17 protein-coding genes are annotated in these 19,121 nt (G+C 60.5%); 12 read left to right on the top strand and 5 right to left on the bottom strand.

Annotated elements, in window-relative coordinates; translation table 11 throughout:
* Window positions 1-53: 53 nt before the first annotated feature.
* The 3 genes from GKIL_RS06775 to GKIL_RS06765 all read left to right on the top strand — a co-directional run bounded on the left by GKIL_RS06775 (window position 54) and on the right by GKIL_RS06765 (window position 2,322).
* Window positions 54-839, top strand: coding sequence for a TIGR04255 family protein (locus GKIL_RS06775; protein WP_023172733.1), 786 nt, complete (start codon window positions 54-56; stop codon window positions 837-839).
* Window positions 840-927: 88 nt separating this feature from the next.
* Window positions 928-1,479 carry a helix-turn-helix domain-containing protein gene (locus GKIL_RS22440; protein WP_187293898.1) on the top strand — a complete coding sequence of 184 codons (552 nt, stop codon included), beginning with the start codon at window positions 928-930 and terminating at the stop codon, window positions 1,477-1,479.
* Between the two features lie 9 nt (window positions 1,480-1,488).
* Window positions 1,489-2,322, top strand: coding sequence for a hypothetical protein (locus GKIL_RS06765; protein ID WP_023172731.1), 834 nt, complete (start codon window positions 1,489-1,491; stop codon window positions 2,320-2,322).
* Window positions 2,323-2,391: 69 nt separating this feature from the next.
* Here GKIL_RS06765 and GKIL_RS06760 read toward each other — a convergent pair whose 3' ends face one another.
* Window positions 2,392-2,865: a YqhA family protein gene (locus GKIL_RS06760; protein WP_023172729.1), complete on the bottom strand. Its 474-nt coding sequence runs from the start codon at window positions 2,863-2,865 to the stop codon at window positions 2,392-2,394.
* Between the two features lie 197 nt (window positions 2,866-3,062).
* Complete coding sequence (locus tag GKIL_RS06755) at window positions 3,063-5,336, bottom strand: cation:proton antiporter domain-containing protein (protein ID WP_023172727.1); 2,274 nt, start codon at window positions 5,334-5,336, stop codon at window positions 3,063-3,065.
* Window positions 5,337-5,400: 64 nt separating this feature from the next.
* Between GKIL_RS06755 and fghA the strand changes: the two genes are divergently transcribed.
* The 3 genes from fghA (at window position 5,401) to GKIL_RS06740 (ending at window position 9,854) form a co-directional block, all read left to right on the top strand.
* Window positions 5,401-6,255 (top strand): S-formylglutathione hydrolase, encoded by an 855-nt coding sequence (fghA, locus tag GKIL_RS06750; RefSeq protein ID WP_023172726.1) that lies wholly within the window; start codon window positions 5,401-5,403, stop codon window positions 6,253-6,255.
* A gap of 86 nt (window positions 6,256-6,341) precedes the next feature.
* A complete protein-coding gene (locus GKIL_RS06745; RefSeq protein WP_023172725.1) occupies window positions 6,342-8,099 on the top strand; it encodes a diflavin flavoprotein in 1,758 nt (585 codons plus the stop codon).
* Window positions 8,100-8,114: 15 nt separating this feature from the next.
* Window positions 8,115-9,854 carry a diflavin flavoprotein gene (locus GKIL_RS06740; protein WP_023172724.1) on the top strand — a complete coding sequence of 580 codons (1,740 nt, stop codon included), beginning with the start codon at window positions 8,115-8,117 and terminating at the stop codon, window positions 9,852-9,854.
* Window positions 9,855-9,872: 18 nt separating this feature from the next.
* On the opposite strand, the gene GKIL_RS22435 is transcribed toward GKIL_RS06740, so the two are convergent.
* Window positions 9,873-10,850: an Lcl C-terminal domain-containing protein gene (locus GKIL_RS22435; RefSeq protein ID WP_023172723.1), complete on the bottom strand. Its 978-nt coding sequence runs from the start codon at window positions 10,848-10,850 to the stop codon at window positions 9,873-9,875.
* Between the two features lie 597 nt (window positions 10,851-11,447).
* Here GKIL_RS22435 and GKIL_RS06730 point away from each other — a divergent pair.
* Both GKIL_RS06730 and lhgO read left to right on the top strand, forming a co-directional pair.
* Window positions 11,448-12,344, top strand: coding sequence for an ATP-grasp domain-containing protein (locus tag GKIL_RS06730; protein ID WP_041243779.1), 897 nt, complete (start codon window positions 11,448-11,450; stop codon window positions 12,342-12,344).
* A gap of 88 nt (window positions 12,345-12,432) precedes the next feature.
* Window positions 12,433-13,656: an L-2-hydroxyglutarate oxidase gene (gene lhgO, locus GKIL_RS06725; protein WP_023172721.1), complete on the top strand. Its 1,224-nt coding sequence runs from the start codon at window positions 12,433-12,435 to the stop codon at window positions 13,654-13,656.
* Here lhgO and GKIL_RS06720 read toward each other — a convergent pair.
* Complete coding sequence (locus GKIL_RS06720; RefSeq protein WP_023172720.1) at window positions 13,626-14,000, bottom strand: YraN family protein; 375 nt, start codon at window positions 13,998-14,000, stop codon at window positions 13,626-13,628. The two genes, lhgO and GKIL_RS06720, sit on opposite strands and share 31 nt — an antisense overlap.
* 164 nt (window positions 14,001-14,164) lie before the next feature.
* Here GKIL_RS06720 and GKIL_RS06715 point away from each other — a divergent pair, with 164 nt between their 5' ends.
* A complete protein-coding gene (locus GKIL_RS06715; protein ID WP_041243778.1) occupies window positions 14,165-14,863 on the top strand; it encodes a DUF3120 domain-containing protein in 699 nt (232 codons plus the stop codon).
* Between the two features lie 20 nt (window positions 14,864-14,883).
* Entirely contained in the window at window positions 14,884-15,297 is a 414-nt protein-coding gene (locus GKIL_RS06710) for a hypothetical protein (protein ID WP_023172718.1), read from the top strand.
* Between the two features lie 4 nt (window positions 15,298-15,301).
* Here the strand turns inward: GKIL_RS06710 and GKIL_RS06705 are convergent, their stop codons facing one another.
* Complete coding sequence (locus tag GKIL_RS06705; protein ID WP_023172717.1) at window positions 15,302-16,768, bottom strand: FAD-linked oxidase C-terminal domain-containing protein; 1,467 nt, start codon at window positions 16,766-16,768, stop codon at window positions 15,302-15,304.
* A gap of 183 nt (window positions 16,769-16,951) precedes the next feature.
* Between GKIL_RS06705 and GKIL_RS06700 the strand changes: the two genes are divergently transcribed.
* Both GKIL_RS06700 and GKIL_RS06695 read left to right on the top strand, forming a co-directional pair.
* Window positions 16,952-18,514 (top strand): alkaline phosphatase family protein, encoded by a 1,563-nt coding sequence (locus tag GKIL_RS06700; RefSeq protein ID WP_023172716.1) that lies wholly within the window; start codon window positions 16,952-16,954, stop codon window positions 18,512-18,514.
* A gap of 156 nt (window positions 18,515-18,670) precedes the next feature.
* Window positions 18,671-19,012, top strand: a complete 342-nt coding sequence (locus GKIL_RS06695; RefSeq protein ID WP_023172714.1) for a hypothetical protein — start codon at window positions 18,671-18,673, stop codon at window positions 19,010-19,012.
* Window positions 19,013-19,121: the final 109 nt, after the last annotated feature.

The raw sequence follows: 19,121 nt of genomic DNA, 5'->3' as shown, positions 1-19,121 counted from the left end.
TCTAAAAAGCTAAGATGTCAACCTGGGTGTAAACTTTTGCAGGTGTCTCTGCAATGGGCAGCAAGATGAGTAACGCGCCTGTCTACTTCACCGTGGCGCAGATTCAATTTAATGCAGTTCTGAATCTTGAAAATTATATTCCTCTTATCCAGGACACGATGCGGCGTGCGCACTTTCCAGACTTCAAAAGGCAAATCCAGCAGGCACTCGTGCAGTTGAACATGGGTGGTGAACAGGTAGCCAGTCCGAATCTTCCACCCCAGTCGCGCTATCTGTTTGGTGACATAGAAGGCAAATCCGTATTTGTTCTGGAGAGTAATGCCCTATCATTTCAAACAACTGCTTACGACACTTTTCAAGTGTTCTCCAGAACATTACTGGAAGGTCTAGCCACAATTCATTCAGTGCTAAAACTGGACTTTACTGAGCGAGCTGGATTACGCTATCTGGATGCAGTGTTGCCGCGAGACAACGAGACAGTCGCTGATTATTTGGTAACGGAAGTACTCGGTCTATCAGGAAAACTGGCTGGCAAGATGCTGTATTCATTTAGCGAAAGCGTAGCGATGACCTTGGCTGGTCAATTGGTGTCTCGGGTGATCGTCCAAGATGGCAATATAGGTTTGCCGCTTGAGTTGATGTCCGTAGAACCGAAAATAGAGCCAAAGTTTACACGGTTCAACGGTCGTCATGCCATCATCGACACAGACATGTTCTATCAAAACCGCGAGAAGTTTAACCTGGACACGCTGGCTTCAAGACTAGATACGCTTCACGATGAAATCTTGAAGTCATTTCAGGCGACAGTTACCCCTCATGCTTTTTCGGTCTGGGCATAGATAAAATCTAGGTAGGTACATGCAGACAATACCAAGTGGCCGTGAGAACTGGATTAGCAGAAGGCGAGCATCGACGGGTACTTCTCTGTTGAGTGACCTGGTGACAGCAAGAGTTGCAGGCAATTCACATGGTGCAGCCCTCTCTGCAAGCTACCGTTGGGTTCAGAAGCACTGGGCCAGTAGTGCCGATATAGCGGATTTCATGACGAGTATTATCACGGAGGGCAGCCCACCTATCGAAAAATTACGGCGGGTTCGGGATCTGCTCTCTCCTGGGATGTCTAACCTTGCTGCTATCTTTGGTGTCTCTCGTCAGACTATTTACAACTGGCTCAATGGAGAGCAGCCCAGGCGCGAGCATATCTCAAAATTAGAGGATCTGGTGCAGGCTACGGATATAATTTCTCGTGCTGGGATTCCAATCACTGGCGCTCTTCTAAAACGCCCGGTGCTGAATGGCAAGAGCCTGCTTGAAACCGCCCAGATTGGCGGTTCCGCCCAGGAAGCTGCCAGAAGGCTTGTTCAACTCGTCAGTCGCGAAGTTGAACAGCGGCAACGCCTGGCGGAACGCTTCGCTGGCCGAAAGGTTATCTCTCCTCCACCTGAAGCTGACTTCCCGGCTGAAAACGATATCGAGTAGCTTGTCGCCATGGCCGAATGGACCAGGGAAACGCCATGGCGTCAGGGGCAGCTATTGGCGGATGGGGCTTGGCAAAGTCTGGGGCTCTCGCATTCAAAAGACTCAGAAGAGATGGTTGTTGTGGTTGCAACTCACGACTGCGACCTCGCCCAACATCCGAGCGTTGAGCCATACGTTGAGGTTGTGATGGGCCGCCGCATTGCAAAGCTGGATGGGAACTACACCTATGCAAAGAATGCTCGTACTCTACATATTCAGTTTGATGGCAACCCGCCTCTTTTTGCTGAATTTTCGTCTCTTGATAAACACAGCCTTGAAAAGAACAGATTCGCTGATCTGCAGCCGGAAACTAACTATCAATTATCCGACTCGAACAGGTCAGTCTTTCAGCGCTGGCTTGCGGCCAGGTACCGCCGTTCGGCGTTTCCAGATGAGTTCGAGCGGCGTCTACGTGCAGCCAAACTCGACGAGCGCATCGCTAAAGCTGTAAAACCTCACGGTACTAAAATCATTGCCGTCTTGTTTGATGTGGATGAAGGCAGGGAAGAAGTAAAAGTGGAACCAGACGATGTGTACGAACTGGGTATCACCCTGCTGTACTCGATCGAGCCCGATTCTGAGGAATCTGAGAAGGCTGCAGGTACAGCTAGAGCAGCTATTCAGAGCGCTTTTGAAAAGTTACGCGATCCAAAGTCAGGTCAGTGGAAAGATATTGAGCTTCGCTATCTTGAGGTTGTGTCAGAGGAAGCACTGTCCTATCGTCAATTCGTGCTAATAAAGCCGTGGCGATTAGATTATATTAGTCTTGGGGCTGATCCACAGCAACCGATTGTTCCAGAGTAGTAACATTTGAAATCGAGCTGTATTTGACGAGCGATTTTATCTCTATTATTGTAACAGAGGCTGCAAGTGCTAAGGTGACTTGTTGGCTTTCTGGCTTAGAAAATAGGTCAGCGCAGCGATAACCAGGGCGATTGATCCTCCGTAGGGCAGTAAGTTGCGTTCACCATCCCAACTGACCACCTGGCCCAAAAAGAGAATGGCCAGGATAACGATGACGACGCTCACAAGCTTGCTTTTCAGATCGTCCAGGCTGGTGATTACCAGCCACCTGGGTACAGCGATTTCGCCGATAAATAATTCGTACAGACCAAGGGCAACGATATAAAAAACGGTGCCCAGCAAGAAGAGGTCTACGACCTCGATAAAGCCGAGAGCCAGCCCCTTGAGACCTTTGGCTGAGACCATACCGGCACCGAAAGCGCCGACGATCAACTGGGCTGCCTGGACAATGCCGTAGACAAGCAAGGCTATCGTTGCAGCCATCGTGCCGGCGACGGCGATGAGGATGAGAAAGCGACCGGCGGGTAACAATTTCTGAAACATCGGCACTATGAAATAAATACGCTTTTGCAGTGGACTAAACAACAGCTTGATTTACAGTTCAGCTTGTAAAAAAATCTGCTCAGGGGTCGGTCAAACCTAGAAATTCTCTTCTAAAGATATCAAGATGGGCACGAGAAAGCTGGCAGTTGGCAGTCCATTCCTCGCTGAGTAACACTTCACACTCACCGGAGCTGTCCTCAGTCGGGCGGCTCCAGGGCTGGCTGCTGAGTGCTGTTACAAATGGTATCGGCAAACCGGATCAAGGCGGCATCGGAACCGCACAGCAGCAGGCGGTCATCGGCATAGATACGAGTGTCGCCGTTGGGAAAGCGGATGAGGCGGCTGCCGTGCTGGACCGCCTGGACGAGCACACTGTGGCGGCGGCGCAGATCGGCGGCAGCGAGGGTCTGGCCGCCCAGCCAGCAACCGGGGGGCACGGTGAACCAGCGCCCCGGCACCCCGGAGAGGGCAGGCGCGGAGCCGGTCAATAGCTGCTCGAAGGCAGCGTCCTCCTCCTCGTCGCCCACCGCCAGCAGGCGGTCCCCGGCAGTGAGAAGGGTCTGGGGGCCAGGAAAGCGGATGGTCTGGCTGCCGCGCTGAATCGCCATGATCGACACGCCCGTCAGGCGACGAATATCCGCCTGGGCAAGCGAGAGGCCCACCAGCGGCGAAGTCGGTTCGAGGGTGAACCAGTCGCCTTCCAGCTCGTCGGAGACAGCCCGCAGATCGCTGGCCTGCAGGTAGTCTGGTCGATCCGGCAACAGCATCCGGTAATGATCGATCCGGCACTGCTCGATCGCCTCGCGGGCGGCCCGTGGACCGGAGCCCAGATCGGCGAGCAAGTGGGCTCCCATCTCGAGGGACGCCTCGAATTCGGGCTGGACGACTTCTTTGGCTCCCAGTTGGTAGAGCGTGTCGATCTCGTCGTTGGCGTGGGCGCGCACGGTGATATCGAGATCGGGGGCGAAGCCGAGGGCGCGCTTGAGGGTGAGGCGGGTGGCGATCGGATCCGGCAGGGCGATGGCGAGAGCCCGTGCCCGCTCCAGGTGGGCTTTTTCGAGCACCAGCTCGCTTGCCGAATCCCCAAAAAGGTAGGGCAGAGACTGATCGCGGAGGATCTGGACGGCTCCTTCGTCGTTGTCGATGACGAGCACCCTGTAGCCCTGGGAGCGCAACAGCCGCACCAGGGTCTGGCCCACCCGGCCATAACCGGCGACGACGATGTGGTCCTCGATGCCCTCTTCGACGCTCACCGCGCGCGGTGCCTGGCTGGCCGCCAACTGCGGGCCGAGGACCGGCAACCGTTCTAATAGTTGAAACAGCGACGGCGAGGCTTTGAGGACGAACGGCGTGAGCACCAGCGTGATCGCGGCGGTGCCGACGGTGAGGGCGTAGAGCCGCTCCGAAAATAACCCCAGCCCCTGGGCCACTCCAGCGAGCACAAAAGAAAATTCACCGATCTGATTGAGCCCGAGTCCCACGATCAAGGCGGTCTTGAACGGATACCCAAATAGCGCCGCAATCGGAGTGACGATCAAGGCTTTGCCCACCATCGCCACCGCCACCAGGCCCACCAGCACCGGCGCGTTCGCGAGCAAAAAAGCCGGGTCGATGAGCGTGCCGATCGAAGCAAAAAAGAGGGTAGCAAAGATGTCGCGCATCGGCAGCACCTTGTCGAGGGCCTGATCGGCGTACTCGACTTCTGAGATCATGAGCCCCGCCACAAAAGCGCCCATCTCGATACCCAGGCCGATTGCCGCTGTCAGAAGCGCTACCCCGAGGCAGAGGGCAAAGACGGTGAGCACAAAAAGTTCCTGCGATCCCGTGCGCGCCACCTGGCGCATCAGGGGCGGGATGAGCCAGATACCGGCCCCGATCGCAGCGGCGACGAACAGAGCTGTTTTGACAAGGGCCAGGCCGATCGCCCCGCCGATCGCCTCCGGCGGCTGGGTGAGCGCCGGTAGAACCGCCAGCATCAGCCCCAGCCCCAGATCCTGAACGATCAAGATCCCCAGCATCGCCTGGGCGTGGGCGGTCTGCAACTCGTTGCGCTCGATGAGACTTTTGAGGACGACGGCGGTGGAAGAGAGCGACAGCACCGCCCCTAAAAAGATTGCCTTAGGCAGCGTATCGACCCAGCCGGTGAGATAGGCGAGGCCGCCCCCCAGGGCGATCGTGAGCACAATCTGCAGGCTGCCGCCCCCCAGGGCAATCTGCCGCACCTTGAGCAGGTCCTTGATCGAAAATTCGACGCCGAGGGCAAAAAGGAGCAGGGCGACACCCACCTCGGCGAGGACTTTGATTTCACTCCCGCCCCCGACCAGGCCCAGAACAGCAGGACCGACCAGCACCCCGCCCAGCAGATACCCGAGCAGAACCGGCTGCCTGAGGCGGCTTGTGACAAAGCCACCTGCCGCCGCTGCACCGAGCACGCTGACCATATCGACGATCAATTTCAGTTGCTCCGCCATCGCTCCCCCAAGGCAGAACCGGGACACCATGCTTTCATTGTGTTAGGTGTGCCGAGATTTTGTCGTGCTGGAAGTTCTCTCCGAACACCGCTCCTTCGGTGGAACCGTCGGTTTTTACCGGCATTTTTCTGAAAGCTGCAACGCCCCGATGCGCTTTGCAGTCTACCGCCCGCCCCAGATAGAAGCGGGACCGCTGCCGGTCCTGTACTTTTTGCAGGGCCTCACCTGCACCGAAGAAAACTTTATGGTCAAATCCGGCGCACAGCGCGTCGCTGCCCAGTTGGGCCTGCTGCTGGTCAGCCCCGACACCAGCCCGCGAAAGACAGGCATCCCCGGCGAGGACGACGAGTACGACTTTGGCAGCGGTGCCGGCTTTTATGTCGATGCCACCGCCGAGCCCTGGAGCCGCCACTACCGGATGTACAGCTACGTGGTGGGCGAGCTGCCCCTGGTCGTCGCTCAGAACTTTCCTGCCGACAGCGCCAGAGCCGGGATCTGCGGCCACTCGATGGGCGGCCACGGTGCGCTCGTCTGCGCCCTTAAAAATCCGGGCCGCTACCGCTCGCTCTCGGTCTTTGCCCCGATCTGCGCTCCTTCGCGCACGCCCTGGGGCCAGAAGGCGCTCGCGCGCTACCTGGGAGACGACCCTGAGCACTGGAAGGCGTACGACGCCACCGAACTGGTGAGCAAAGGCCCGATCGATCTGCCGATTCTGGTCGATCAGGGGCTGGCCGACCCGTACCTGGCAGAGCAGTTGCAGGTCGATCTTTTCGAGGACGCCTGTGCCGCCTGTGGCCAGCCGCTCGTCCTGCGCCGCCAGGAAGGTTACGACCACGGCTACTTTTTTATTGCCAGCTTTATCGAGAGCCACCTGCGCCACCACGCCCGCGCTCTGACCGGCCAGGCAGAGGCAGATTGATAAGGGCGATGATCGAAAATCGATAAATGCGTATTTTTACCTGGCTTAGGCTGTAAGTACTGGGACGAACGGTTGGGAGGCAACTTATGCAAAGTCTGGTGCAGCAAAAGCGGCTGACGGTGCAATCGCAGCCGATTGCGGAAGACACGGTGGCGCTGCGCTCGCTCGACTGGGACCGCGACCGCTTCGACATCGAATTTGGGCTGCAGAACGGCACGACCTACAACTCGTTTTTGATCAAGGGCGAGAAGACAGCGCTCATCGACACCAGCCACGAAAAATTCCGCAAGCTTTACCTGGATCTACTCAAGGGCAGCGTCGATCCAAAGTCGATCGATTACCTCGTCATCAGCCACACCGAGCCGGACCACAGCGGCCTGGTCGCCGATGTGCTCGCCCTCGCTCCCCAGGCGACAGTAATCGCCTCGCGCATGGCGCTGCAGTTTCTCTCCAGCATGGTCCATCGCCGCTTCCCGCAGCGGGCAGTCAAAAGCGGCGACACCCTCGATCTGGGCGGTGGCCACGTACTGGAATTTATCTCGGCACCGAACCTGCACTGGCCCGATACGATGTTCACCTTCGACCGGGGCACAGGCGTGCTCTACACCTGCGACGCCTTCGGGATGCACTACTGCGGCGAGTCGCTCTTCGACGAAGATCTTGCGGCCATCGAGGCGGACTATCGCTTTTATTACGAGTGCCTGATGGCCCCGAACGCCCGTTCGGTGCTGGGGGCGCTCAAGCGCATGGAGCCTCTGGGGGACATTCAGATTGTCGCCAACGGCCACGGCCCGCTTCTCAAGTTTCACCTGAACGAACTGGTGGAGCGCTATCGGCGCTGGAGCCTGCAGCAGCGCGAGGCGACAACGAGCGTCGCGGTCTTCTACGTCTCGGATTACGGCTACAGCGATCGGCTCTCCCAGGCGATCGCCCAGGGGATCACCAAGTCCCACGTCGCCGCCGAACTGGTGGATCTGCGCGCCACTCCGCTCGCCGAACTGCAGGAGATCGTCCAGCAGAGCGCTGGGGTGGTGATCGCCACTCCCCCTACCGCCGGTCCGGCAGCTGAGGCGAGTCAGGCCGCTCTGGGGGTGATTCTGGCCAACGTCAAAGAAAAGCAGACCTTCGGCGTCTACGAAGCCTGCGGTGATTCGGACGAGCCGGTCTTTCCGCTGGCGAACCGCTTCAGCGACCTGGGCCTGGTGAGAGCCTTTCCGCCCATCCGCCTGCCCGGACGGGAAGGCGTGCGCGAGGCGGAGGATGCGCCCACCCTGCCCACCCCCGCCCACTACAAGCTCTGCGAGGAATCCGGCACCGACATGGCCCAGTGGCTCACCCGCGACCGGACCGTGCAGCAGATGAAGGCGGTGAGCGTCAACCTCGACAAGGCGATGGGCCGCCTTTCCGGCGGGCTCTACGTCATTACCGCCCGCAAGGGCGACCTTAAAAGTGCGATGCTCGCCTCCTGGGTTTCCCAGACGAGCTTTGCCCCCCTTGGGGTGACGATCGCCGTTGCCAAGGACCGGGCTATCGAGGCGCTGATGCAGGTGGGCGATACTTTTGTGCTCAACGTCCTCGAAGAAGGCCACTACGCGCCCCTGTTCCGTCACTTTCTCAAGCGCTTTGCTCCCGGCGAGGACCGCTTCGTGGGCGTCGAGACCCTCGTGGCGGCCAACGGCTCGCCGATTCTGGCGGACGCCCTGGCCTACATCGAGTGCCGGGTGGCAAGCCGCATGGAAACTGCCGATCACTGGCTGGTCTACAGCGTCGTCGAAAATGGCCGCGTCTCGAACCTTGAGGGTGTGACCGCCGTCCACCACCGCAAAGTCGGCAACCACTACTAGACGGAGTGCCCAGCGATGACGACCACGCCCGCCGCTCCCGTGCGCGACATCCAGACGATCGCGATTGCCCCTGAGACCTGGTTTTTGCGCTCCCGCAGCTTTGTGCGCCTCAAGTTCGAGGTCGAGTACGCCCGTCAGCACGGCACTACCTCCAACGCCTTTTTGCTGCGCGGCGAGAAGACGGTCCTGCTCACCCCGCCGGGTGAGACGTTCACGGCGCTGTTTCTCGCCGAACTGGAGCGGTTGATCCCGCTGGGCGACATCGACTATATCGTGCTCGGCCACATCAACCCGAACCGCTTCAAGACCCTGGTCGCCCTTGTCGAGCGCATTCCGAACGTGGCGGTGGTCTGCTCCAATCCGGGGGCGATTGCGCTGCGCTCGCTCATCGAGAGCGAAGCGCCCGGCCTCACGGTGCAGATCCAGGTGGTGCGCGGCCAGGAAGCGCTGGATCTGGGCGGAGGCCGCCTGCTGCAGTTCATCCCCACCCCGACCCCGCGCTGGCCGGAAGGACTGTGCGTGTTCGACGAGCGCACAGCCATGCTTTTTACCGACAAGTTCTTCGGTGCCCACGTCGCCGATACCCCGGTCTTCGACGACAGCGGCAGCCGCTACAGCGAAGACAGCCGCTACTACTACGACTGCTTGATGGCCAATCAGGTCCGCCAGGTCGAGGCGGTGCTCGATCGGCTGGCGGAGTGGCCCGCCAGGGCGATCGCTCCGGTCCACGGTCCGCTGCTGCGCTCCGGCGGCCTGGATCTGATTGCCTACTACCGCGAATGGAACCGGGGGCAGATCGAGCAGACGCTGAGCGTGGCGTTGCTCTTTGCCTCGGCCTACGGCAGCACGGCCACCCTCGCCCAGGCGCTCGCCCACGGCATCACCAAAGCCGGAGTGGCCGTCGAGACAATCAACTGCGAGCACGCCACCCCGGAGGAGATCCGCGAGGTGGTGAGCCGCACCGACGGCTTTTTGATTGGCTCTCCCACCCTGGGCGGCCACGCTCCCACCCCGATCCAGACCGCCCTGGGCATCGTGCTCGCCACCGCTCCCAAAGCGCAACTGGCGGGTGTCTTCGGTTCCTTTGGCTGGAGCGGCGAAGCGATCGACCTGCTGGAGAACAAATTGCGCAACGCCGGATACAGCTTTGGCTTCGAGCCCATCCGCGTCAAGTTCAAGCCCACCGCCGCCACCCTCCAGGAGTGCGAGGAAGCCGGAATCGATTTTGCCCAGGCCCTTAAAAAAACCCGCAAGGCGCGCCAGGGACGGGTACCGGCTGCCGCTACCCCGGTAGAGCAGGCGGTGGGCCGGATCGTCGGCTCGCTCTGCGTCGTCACCGCCCGCGAGGAGGACACCAGCAGCGCCATGCTCGCCTCCTGGGTCTCCCAGGCCACCTTCAACCCGCCCGGCCTCACCGTCGCCGTCGCCAAGGACCGCGCCATCGAATCGCTGATGTATCCAGGCCAGAACTTTGTGCTCAATATCCTGGCGGAGGAGCGGTACCTGGGCCTGATGAAACACTTTCTCAAGCCCTTCGGCCCCGGTGAAGACCGCTTCGTGGGCGTCTCCACCCGCGTGGCAGCCAACGGCTCACCCATCCTCACCGACGCCCTGGCCTACATCGAGTGCCAGGTGGCCGAGCGCATGGAGTGCGGCGATCACTGGCTGGTCTACTGCGTCGCCGAGGGAGGCGATGTTCTCGACGCCAATGGCCGCACCGCCGTTCACTTTCGGACGACGGGCACCCGCTACTAGCGGGCTCTCGAAGGGGGATCAGCGTTGATCGCGCACCAGCCGCAAAGCTCTGGTGCCCGACGCATCGCAGTTGTCCGAGTCGCCGAAGGGGAAATTGACGCAGAAGTACTGGCGACCGCCGCCCACGTAGGGGGTACTCGTCCAGTAGGTCGCTTTGTCCTTGTGGACATCGAGAAAGGCATCGGTGTCAATGTGCAGTGGCCGCCCCTTTTCAACCAGGCTCATCAGTTCGTCCTTCGTGGGCAGACGCCAACCGCCGCCCGCTGCTCGTGCCGCGTCGTCGTAGGTGTAGTATCGCGGCACACCAGTACAACCCAATCCGGCCTGCCAGGTCTGCCCGGTATTGCAGCGCTGCCAGCGCAAACCCGTCCGGCGATCGAGAACTTCGTTGCCGCTTGCCTCGAAGCGGTCGCCGTAAACCGCCACCGAATTGCTGGAGGAATTTGAATCCACTCCCGGCGAGGACGCCGGTGCCGCCTTCACCAGGCGAACGATCGCCAGCGCTTCGCGTGGCAGATTATCGACATCGGTGTTGTTGATCGAATACAGGTCAAGGACGTAGGCACAACCGCGCCGGCTCTGGCTGATGCAACCTCTGGTCGGCACGCTGCTCCAGTAAAAGGGGAATCTCAAAGGACGCGACTGCGTTGGAACAACAGTTGGGTACGGAAAGAGGGTGGTATCGATGTTGGGGTGAACACGCCGCGCCTTGCGCTCTGGATCGATCAGCGTTTCTAGTTCGGCCATCGTCGGCAGACGCCAGCCGTCTCGATAAAGGGTACGAGCGACATCCCAGGTGTAAGGTGTCGCCGTTCCGTCGCAGCGTTCCCCACGCCATTGTTGCCCGAGGGTGCAGCGCTGCCAGGTCAGTCCCGTCTTGCGGTCGTAGACTTGTGCTCCCTGGGGCAAGAAGCGCGGCTCCTGGGCACGGGTAGCCACTGCCGGCACCAGGGCGCATACCACCGACAGAACCAGGCCAGTTATTGCCCTGCGCATACTGCCTCCTTTATCTGTAGAGCCTTTGAGCCTTTCTAAGACGGTGTTGGGTGTGAGGAGTCGCCATAAAAATAGCATTCTGGCAAAGCCGATGGCTGCCCTCCGCCAGCGGTACCAGTACTCTGGCCATCGCGCCCACCTCAAGACTTGCAGATGATCCTAGCGGTGTCGAATCACCTCTCCAGCGTTCGGATTGTCCCTGCAGGAAGTTTTGCTTGAGATCGCCTTTTGATGACGTACTGTCTGAGGTATGTGCCCACCCCAGGCAATACCGAAGATTAGAGCAACAATCATAAGAGCTAATAGTAAAAGTGGAACACCCGAAAGAAGTACAAGTAACACCGCTCCAACCTAGCTAAGAAGTCCTCCTGCCACTGCTGCGGCTATGTATAGAATATTTCGATATAGACATTCCGAATTAAAATTTGAAGTGAGGTAGGACTGTAGTGCATGGGACACCTCCTTCCAAGAGAATGCTTGAGCTTTGCTAGTTACTAGTCTCTAACTAAATCATGTCATGACAGACTGCCTGCTTGGAGCAGCTTGTATCCTTGTATTGTTTCGTTGCTCTTTGCGTAGCCCCGCGAAATGATGACGATGCACCTGTTATTTTGCAGCGATCCTCTGACCCCGAACCGGCCCGATCCGGCCTGGGAGGATGAAGTGCAGGCAGCATCACAGGCGGGTTTATCCTGGTCGGTGCTCAACTTCGAAGCGCTGCTCGAAGGCAATCCGGCGCGAGCTATTCGGCGCGTCGCTGTCGCTGCTGCTGAGGCAGGGGAAACAGTGCTTTTTCGGGGCTGGATGCTGCGGCCCGAAGGGTACAAATCGCTCTACAACGCGCTGCTGGAGCGGAACCTGCAGCTGGTGAATACGCCTTCTGCCTATAGGCTCTGTCACTATCTCCCGGAGGGATATCCGTATCTGGCTAACCATACCCCCCGCACCGTCTGGCTTCCGCTGACGGGTGAACTCGATGTCGATGCGTTGATGGCGCGACTTGCCGAGTTCGGGCATAGCCCGCTCGTGCTCAAGGACTACGTGAAGTCTGCCAAACATGCCTGGCACGAAGCCTGTTTCATTCCTGCGGCCTCCGACCGCTCTGCTGTCGAGCGGGTTGTGCGCCGATTTCTTGCGCTGCAGGGCAAGGATCTCAGCGTTGGTCTGGTCTTTCGCGAGTACGTCGAGCTGGCGGGCACCGATCCGGCCCGCCCCTGGGAGTGGCGCATATTCTTTCTGGACAATGCCCCGCTCATGGTGACCGACTACTGGAACACTGGTATCGCTGTTCCAGAGCAGGCAGCCCTTGCACCATTTATCGAGCTTGCCCGCGCTATTCCCAGCCGCTTCTTCACGCTGGACATTGCCCAAAAGCGTTCAGGTGAGTGGGTAATTATCGAGATGGGTGACGGACAGGTTTCAGGCTTGCCCCAAGGCGTTTCTGAAGTGGAGTTTTATCAAAAACTTAGTGAGCAACTGCAGCAACGGCGATGAGTCTAAAGCACTGGACCGGTAGAGCTATCTCTCCTCCCAATTTGGTCAGCTAGGATGCAACCGGGAGACTGGTTGGCTGGTTTTCGGTATGTACGACTTTGCAATTGTTGGCGGTGGGGTCGTCGGTCTGGCAACGGCGCTGGCCCTCGCTGAGCGCTTTGTCGGGGCGGAGATTGTTGTCTTCGAGAAGGAAGCCACCTGGGCCGCCCACCAGAGCGGGCACAACAGCGGCGTGCTCCATTCGGGGCTTTATTATCGGCCCGGCAGTCTCAAGGCCCAGCTCTGCAAGGCGGGCAACGCGGCCCTCGTCGCTTTTTGCCGGGAGCACGGCATCGCCCACGATATCTGCGGCAAGGTGATTGCAGCGACGGAGGCGCGGGAGCTGGCGGATCTCGAAAAACTCTACCGGCGCGGGCAAGAAAATGGTCTGGCCGTCGAGAAGCTGGACGCAGAAGGCGTACGGCGGATGGAGCCGCACGTGCGCGCTCTGGCAGGGTTGTTCGTGCCCACGGCGGGGATCGTCGATTACCGCGAGGTGGCTCGCCGGTACGCCGAACTGATAGGCGAGCGGGGCGGAACGCTCAGGCTCAACTGCCCGGTCGAGCGTCTGGAAGTACTGGCAAAGGGCTGGACCATCGAGACAAAGACCAGCGGCAGCTTCGAGGCCCGCTTTCTCATCAACTGCGCGGGGCTATGGAGCGACAGGCTCGCCCGGCTGGCCAGGAGCGAACCGCCCGCCCGGATCGTTCCTTTTCGCGGCGAGTACTACGAACTGGTGAGCGAGAAGCGCTACTTGATCAACAATCTCGTCTACCCGGTACCGGACCCGGCTTTTCCGTTTTTGGGCGTTCACTTTACGCGCCTCATCGACGGCAGCATCCACGCCGGACCGAACGCTGTCTTGAGCTTCAAGCGCGAGGGCTATCAAAAAGGCGACTTCGATCGAAAAGACCTTCAAGAAGTGCTGGGTTACGGCGGCTTCTGGAAGCTGGCCGCAAGGCACTGGCGCGCCGGGCTCGCTGAACAGTGGCGCTCCTGGAACAAGGCGGCGTTCGTCAAAAGCCTCCAGCGGCTCGTTCCAGAGGTGCAGTCAGCGGATCTGCTGCCCGCCGGGGCGGGGGTGCGCGCCCAGGCGCTGCGACCGGATGGCGGGCTGGTCGATGATTTTTTGCTGGTCGAAGGGCCGCGCGCGCTGCACGTCTGCAACGCTCCCTCCCCCGCCGCCACCGCCTCCCTCGCCATCGGCCAGGCGATCGCTGAGCGGGTGGCCGCCCTCAGACTTCAACACAACTCGAACGCCGCCTCGATGTAGCTTGTGATCTGCAGATGGCCGCCTGGGGCAATCGCCACCAGCGCGACATCGAAGCGGCAGGCCAGCCGGGCCTGATCTGGATGGGCAATCAGGTACAACTCGGCAGCCCGGCTGATCCGGCGGCGCTTGGTGGCCCCCACCGCCTCCAGACCGGCGCTGTCCCAACTCCCCTGGCTGCGGGCTTTGACCTCGACAAACAACAGCAGCGCGCCGCTACGGGCGACCAGATCGATCTCGCCCCCCCGGCAGCGCCAGCGCCGCGCCAGAATAAGCCCGCCGGAGGCGGCGAGCCAGCCCGCGACGAGGGTTTCTGCCTGTAACGCAAGAAGGTGCCGCCTATCCACGCAAGCCCTGGGAGGAGATGGCGCGCAGTATCGTCGGCAATCAGCCTGGTGGGCTACTTTCAGACGCCGCCGGACAGATGCCACCGCCCCGGCAGATTTTCGTGCTGCAAAACGTGAGAGCAATGTTAAGCTTAGTAACGAATGCAACCCTAACTTTAAAAGCAGTGCTCTTACTCGACGAACGCCAGCGCCTTTCGCTCCCGATCTTCCAGAATGCCCGCTGGCGGACGTTCTGGGCAGCGGTTTTTCTTGTTTCGGTGCCGGTTTTCTTCCAGGCTCCGCTGGTGCGCTACGCTCCGTCGATCAGCCTGCTTGCGACCCTTGGCTGGCTGATGCTCAGCTTGTGGCTGTGGAATCGGCCCCGGCAGCAGCTGTGGGGCGATCTGCTCTTTGGCTTTACCCTGAGCTGGTGGGCCGGCAGTCTCTACTGGGGCTGGCTGCGCACCGAGCCGCTGCTGCACCTGCCGGTGGAGGCGCTGCCGGTGCCGATCGCCCTGCTCGCCCTTGCCTTCGGTCACTTTCGCATCGGCAGCCTGTTCTTTCTGGGTTCGTTTTTGGGCACCTGCATCACGGACTTTTACTGCATGGCCGCCGGATTGATGCCCTGGTGGGAGCGGATGATGAACGCCGAGGGCAGCAATATCCAGCTTGCCCAGGTGTTGCCTGCGGCTCTAGCACAGATGCACACGCTGCCGGGAATGATCCTCGCTGCTGGAGTGAGCCTGGTGCTGCTTGCGATCACTGTGCGGGCAATGCAGTCTGAAAAGTTGCACTGGTGGGCCTTTGCTGGGGCGGTCTTCAGCACGCTGCTGGTCGATGGGCTTTTTTGGGCGACGGCGAACCTGTTTTTGGTAGGATCCTGAGAGTCGTTGGACAGGATCCTATGGGCTTGAGGTATCTGGGGTTGCCGCTGCTGCTGGCACTGGTGGTCAGTTGCGGTTCTTCCGGTGGTGAAGTGGAGGTGACCACACCGCTGCAGGGGCAGATCACTGTCAGCTCCGAACGGGACGCTCAGAAAGCTTCACGGGCGCTGCTGCGCAAGATCGACGAGTCGGTCGAGCAGCTCCAAAAGATCGACCAGCAAATGAAGCTCGCGGTGGGCCCGACCAAAAAAGCGGAGCGCGAGGCACTGCTGAGCGAAAAAAAAGACCTCGACGACACGATCCGCAAGGAACTGAGCGAGTTTCTCGCCTACTATCCGAAGGTCGAAGCAAAAGGCTGGCAACTGCAGCCTTTTGACGAGGCGCGTTACTTTTATTACAGCTATCGCTACAAAGATCTGATGCCCAAAGCCTGAGGCACTAATAGCGCTCCGCCTGTGGGAAGTGGGCTGCCGCTTTGGCGCGGGCCGCCTCGCCGCAGGTGCGGGGAGTGGGGAAGATCTTTGTCGGGTTGGCCAGGTTCTTTGGATCGAAGACGGCGCGCACCTGCTGCATCGTCTCCAGATCGACGGGTGTGAACATCTCGCCCATGTAGCAGCGCTTCTCAGCGCCGATGCCGTGCTCGCCGGAGATGCTGCCTCCCACCTGCACGCAGAGCTTGAGGATTTCGCCGCCAAGGCGCTCGACTTTTTCGAGTTCGCCCGCGATCCGCCCGTCGTAGAGGATGAGCGGGTGGAGGTTCCCGTCACCGGCGTGGAAGACGTTGGCCACCCGGTAGCCGTGCTCGGCTCCTAACTGCTCGATCCGGGCGAGCACCCGCTGCAGTTGGGTGCGGGGGATAACGCCATCCTGCACGTAATAGTTGGGGCTGAGCTGGCCCATCGCCGCAAAGGCCGCCTTGCGCCCCTTCCAGAGCAATAGCCGTTCGTGAGCATCGGTGGCAGAGCGCAGCGAACGCGCCCCAGCCGTGCGGCAGAGGGCTTCGACCGCCTGGGCCATCTGCTCGACTTCGATGACCGGGCCGTCCACCTCGACCAGCAAAATCGCCCCGGCGTCGCGGGGATAGCAGTTGGTCGCCACCACGTCCTCGACGGCGTTGATGCTCAGGTTGTCCATGATCTCCATGCCGCCGGGGACGATGCCCGCACCGATGATCGCCGAAACCGCTGCCCCCGCCTGCTCGATCGTCTCAAAATCTGCCAGCAGCACCCGCACCGCCTCGGCGGATTTAAGAAGCCGCAGGGTGATCTCGGTGGCGATGCCCAGGGTGCCTTCAGAACCTACGAACAGGCCGCAGAGGTCGTAGCCCGGCATCTCGGCCACCGGCCCGCCCATCTCGACGATTTCGCCGTCCGGCAGAACGACCTTCAGGCCCAGGACGTGGTTGGTGGTGACGCCGTACTTGAGGCAGTGAACGCCCCCGGAATTTTCGGCGACGTTGCCCCCGATCGAGCAGATGCTCTGACTCGACGGATCCGGCGCGTAGTAGAATCCGGCAGCACTGACTGCCTGGGTGACCCAGTTGTTGATCACCCCCGGCTGAACGGTGATCTGGCGGTTGGCGTAGTCGATGGCCACGATCCGGTTCATCCGCGAGGTGACCACCAGCACGCAGCCTTCGACGGGCAGGGCACCGCCTGAAAGTCCCGTGCCCGAACCGCGTGCGACGACGGGCAACTCCTGCTGGTAGCAGTACCTGAGCACAGCCGATACTTCTTCGCTCGTGCGCGGCAGCACGACGATCGCCGGGCGCTGCTTGTAGCTGGTGAGCCCGTCGCACTCGAAGACAAGCAACTCCTCCGGTGTCCAGACGACCCCGGCAGAGCCGACCAGGCTTTCAAACTTCCGGGCGATCGAACGCCAGTCGCGCCGGGGGTGGGTGAGCATCGAAGCGAACCAGCAAAGGACGATGGCTTCAGTGTAGATCAAGGCGAAAAGGCCAGGCTCTGCTGTTCCACCGTGCTGTTGGGGTAGCCAACTCTTAACTTGCGATTAACCTTCCCGACACGTCCTGTCACGCCGGGGTTGCCTTCGCGCCACACCGAACCTTTATCGTGCTGCCGCACAGTTATGCGCGAAGCGATGAACGTTCAAAAATTTGCCTGTACCTTTAGCCTGGTTGCCCTGCTTGCCGCGAGCCCGGCTCAGGCGGCAACAAATGCCGCCGGTCGCCATTTTCAAAGAGTGTTGCTGTTGAGCATCGACGGCCTGCACGCCATCGATTTAGCCAACTACGTCCAGAACAATCCCCAATCCGCCCTGGCGGGTCTGAGCGCAGCCGGTGTGACCTTCAGCGCCGCCTCTGCTTCCAGGCCGTCCGATTCGTTTCCGGGGCTGCTCGCGATGGTCACCGGCGGCTCGCCCGTCTCGACCGGCGTCTTCTACGACGATTCCTACGACCGCAAGCTCTCCGCTCCCACAGATACCGCCTGTGCCTCCAGTGGCACCGAAGTCCTCTACGACGAGACGGTGGACATCAATTCCAATCTCCTGGGCGGCGGCGGCGGCATCAACACCGCCGCTCTGCCCCGCGACCCGGCCCACGGCTGCTCGCCGGTGTTTCCCCACAGCTACCTGCGGGTGAACACGGTCTTCGAGGTCATAAAAGCCGCCGGTCTGCGCACCGCCTGGTCCGACAAGCACCTCGCCTACGATCTTGTCAACGGTCCTTCGGGCCAGGGCGTAGACGACCTCTATACCCCGGAGATCGCCGCCACCACCTTCGACGATGGGGTGACGCCCATCTGCACGCCGCCTCTGCCTGCGAGCATCACCAAGAGCGTCGCCTGCACCGAGATTTACGACGATCTTAAAGTCCAGGCCCTCCTCAACCAGATCGCAGGCAAAAATGCGGCAGGCACGCAGCGGGCGGCGGTGCCGGCCCTGTTTGGCATGAACTTTCAGGCGGTGAGCGTCGGCCAGAAACTGCCCACCTCCCCGACGCTGAGCGGCCAGTCCGAACAGGGGGGCTACCTCGATGGCCAGGGCACCCCCGGCCCGGCCCTCGCCGACGCCCTCGCCCACACCGACCAGTCGGTGGGCAAGATGGTGAGCGCCCTCAAAAAGCGCGGTCTGCTCGCCTCGACGCTGATTATCGTGAGCGCCAAGCACGGCCAGACGCCCATCGACCCGACAAAACTGCAGACTTTTAACACTGGCATCGCCGATCCAGCCGGGCTTTTGGGCAGCACGGTCGCCCAGGCAACCGAGGACGACATCTCGCTGTTGTGGCTGACCAGTTCTTCCCAGACCCCCCAGGCGGTAAGCACCCTCAGCGCCAACCAGACCCAGGCCGGTATCGAGCAGATCCTCGCCGGGCAATTGCTCCAGCTGCAATTTAACGATCCGACGACCGATAGCCGCACCCCGGACATTGTTGTGCAGCCCACCCTCGGCGTCATCTACACCGGCAGCACCAGCAAAATTGCCGAGCACGGCGGTTTTGGTGCCAACGATACTGGCGTCGCCCTGCTCGTCTCCAACCCGCGCCTGAGCGCCGCCACGATCAAGACGCCTGTGCAGACCGCCCAGATCGCCCCGACGATCCTCCGGGCCCTCGGCCTCGACCCGAACGCCCTGAAGGCGGTACAGATCGAAAAGACCAGAACCCTGCCGGGACTCATCGCCCCCTGAGTTGATCAGCCCTCCCCTGGCCACCCGACTGTGGTGGCCTTTTGTTTACTCAGATCAATAGATAATACTCGAACGTTTTTATAAAAATCATTGATTTGCATCTAGCCATAAAGCTTCATAGTATGGGGTTGTGGAGGCAAGCGAGAGGCAACGGCAATGTTTGCAGCACTGAAGCGCACCGCAGAAGGCAATCTCGAAATCGATCTGGAGTTTAAAGCATTTTTTATCGCCCTGGTCGAGCAGACCTACCGTGCGGGCCATTCTCTGACCCAGATTCGAGAAGATATCGCCACGATCCGGCGCGAGTTGACGGTAGAAGATCTTGAGAATCTGCCCCTTGAGCAGTGGGCGGAGCAGACGATCTTTGCCCTCAAGCGCCACGAAAGCCAGATATTGCGGGCCGTCGATGCAAAGGGCGTCTCTATCTGCCGCCTCTGTGGCAAGATTGACCCCCGCCGCGAGACGAACTGCGCTTCGTTCTGTCCTTACGGAGCCTGAGCAGTCCCCTGACAGCGCTAACACCCTGCGTAGCATCCGCACGACCCTTCTCGAACGGCAACCCTCGAGAAGGGTTTTTCTTTGGCACCTCCCCCTTTTGGGCCTTGAC

Source organism: Gloeobacter kilaueensis JS1, from assembly GCF_000484535.1.
Classification (GTDB): Bacteria; Cyanobacteriota; Cyanobacteriia; order Gloeobacterales; family Gloeobacteraceae; genus Gloeobacter; species Gloeobacter kilaueensis.
The sequence above is the reverse complement of the archived record's forward strand: the minus strand, read 5'-3'. Positions and strand labels throughout refer to the sequence as shown.

Excerpts from the sequence above, each read along its gene's own strand:
- GKIL_RS06745 (WP_023172725.1), top strand. The coding sequence starts at position 6,342 with ATGCAAAGTCTGGTGCAGCAAAAGCGGCTGACGGTGCAATCGCAGCCG.
- GKIL_RS06755 (WP_023172727.1), bottom strand. The coding sequence starts at position 5,336 with ATGGCGGAGCAACTGAAATTGATCGTCGATATGGTCAGCGTGCTCGGT.
- GKIL_RS06760 (WP_023172729.1), bottom strand. The coding sequence starts at position 2,865 with ATGTTTCAGAAATTGTTACCCGCCGGTCGCTTTCTCATCCTCATCGCC.
- GKIL_RS06740 (WP_023172724.1), top strand. The coding sequence starts at position 8,115 with ATGACGACCACGCCCGCCGCTCCCGTGCGCGACATCCAGACGATCGCG.
- GKIL_RS06700 (WP_023172716.1), top strand. The coding sequence starts at position 16,952 with ATGCGCGAAGCGATGAACGTTCAAAAATTTGCCTGTACCTTTAGCCTG.
- lhgO (WP_023172721.1), top strand. The coding sequence starts at position 12,433 with ATGTACGACTTTGCAATTGTTGGCGGTGGGGTCGTCGGTCTGGCAACG.
- GKIL_RS06730 (WP_041243779.1), top strand. The coding sequence starts at position 11,448 with ATGCACCTGTTATTTTGCAGCGATCCTCTGACCCCGAACCGGCCCGAT.
- GKIL_RS06775 (WP_023172733.1), top strand. The coding sequence starts at position 54 with ATGGGCAGCAAGATGAGTAACGCGCCTGTCTACTTCACCGTGGCGCAG.
- GKIL_RS06705 (WP_023172717.1), bottom strand. The coding sequence starts at position 16,768 with ATGCTCACCCACCCCCGGCGCGACTGGCGTTCGATCGCCCGGAAGTTT.
- GKIL_RS06765 (WP_023172731.1), top strand. The coding sequence starts at position 1,489 with ATGGCCGAATGGACCAGGGAAACGCCATGGCGTCAGGGGCAGCTATTG.
- GKIL_RS06695 (WP_023172714.1), top strand. The coding sequence starts at position 18,671 with ATGTTTGCAGCACTGAAGCGCACCGCAGAAGGCAATCTCGAAATCGAT.
- GKIL_RS06710 (WP_023172718.1), top strand. The coding sequence starts at position 14,884 with ATGGGCTTGAGGTATCTGGGGTTGCCGCTGCTGCTGGCACTGGTGGTC.
- GKIL_RS22435 (WP_023172723.1), bottom strand. The coding sequence starts at position 10,850 with ATGCGCAGGGCAATAACTGGCCTGGTTCTGTCGGTGGTATGCGCCCTG.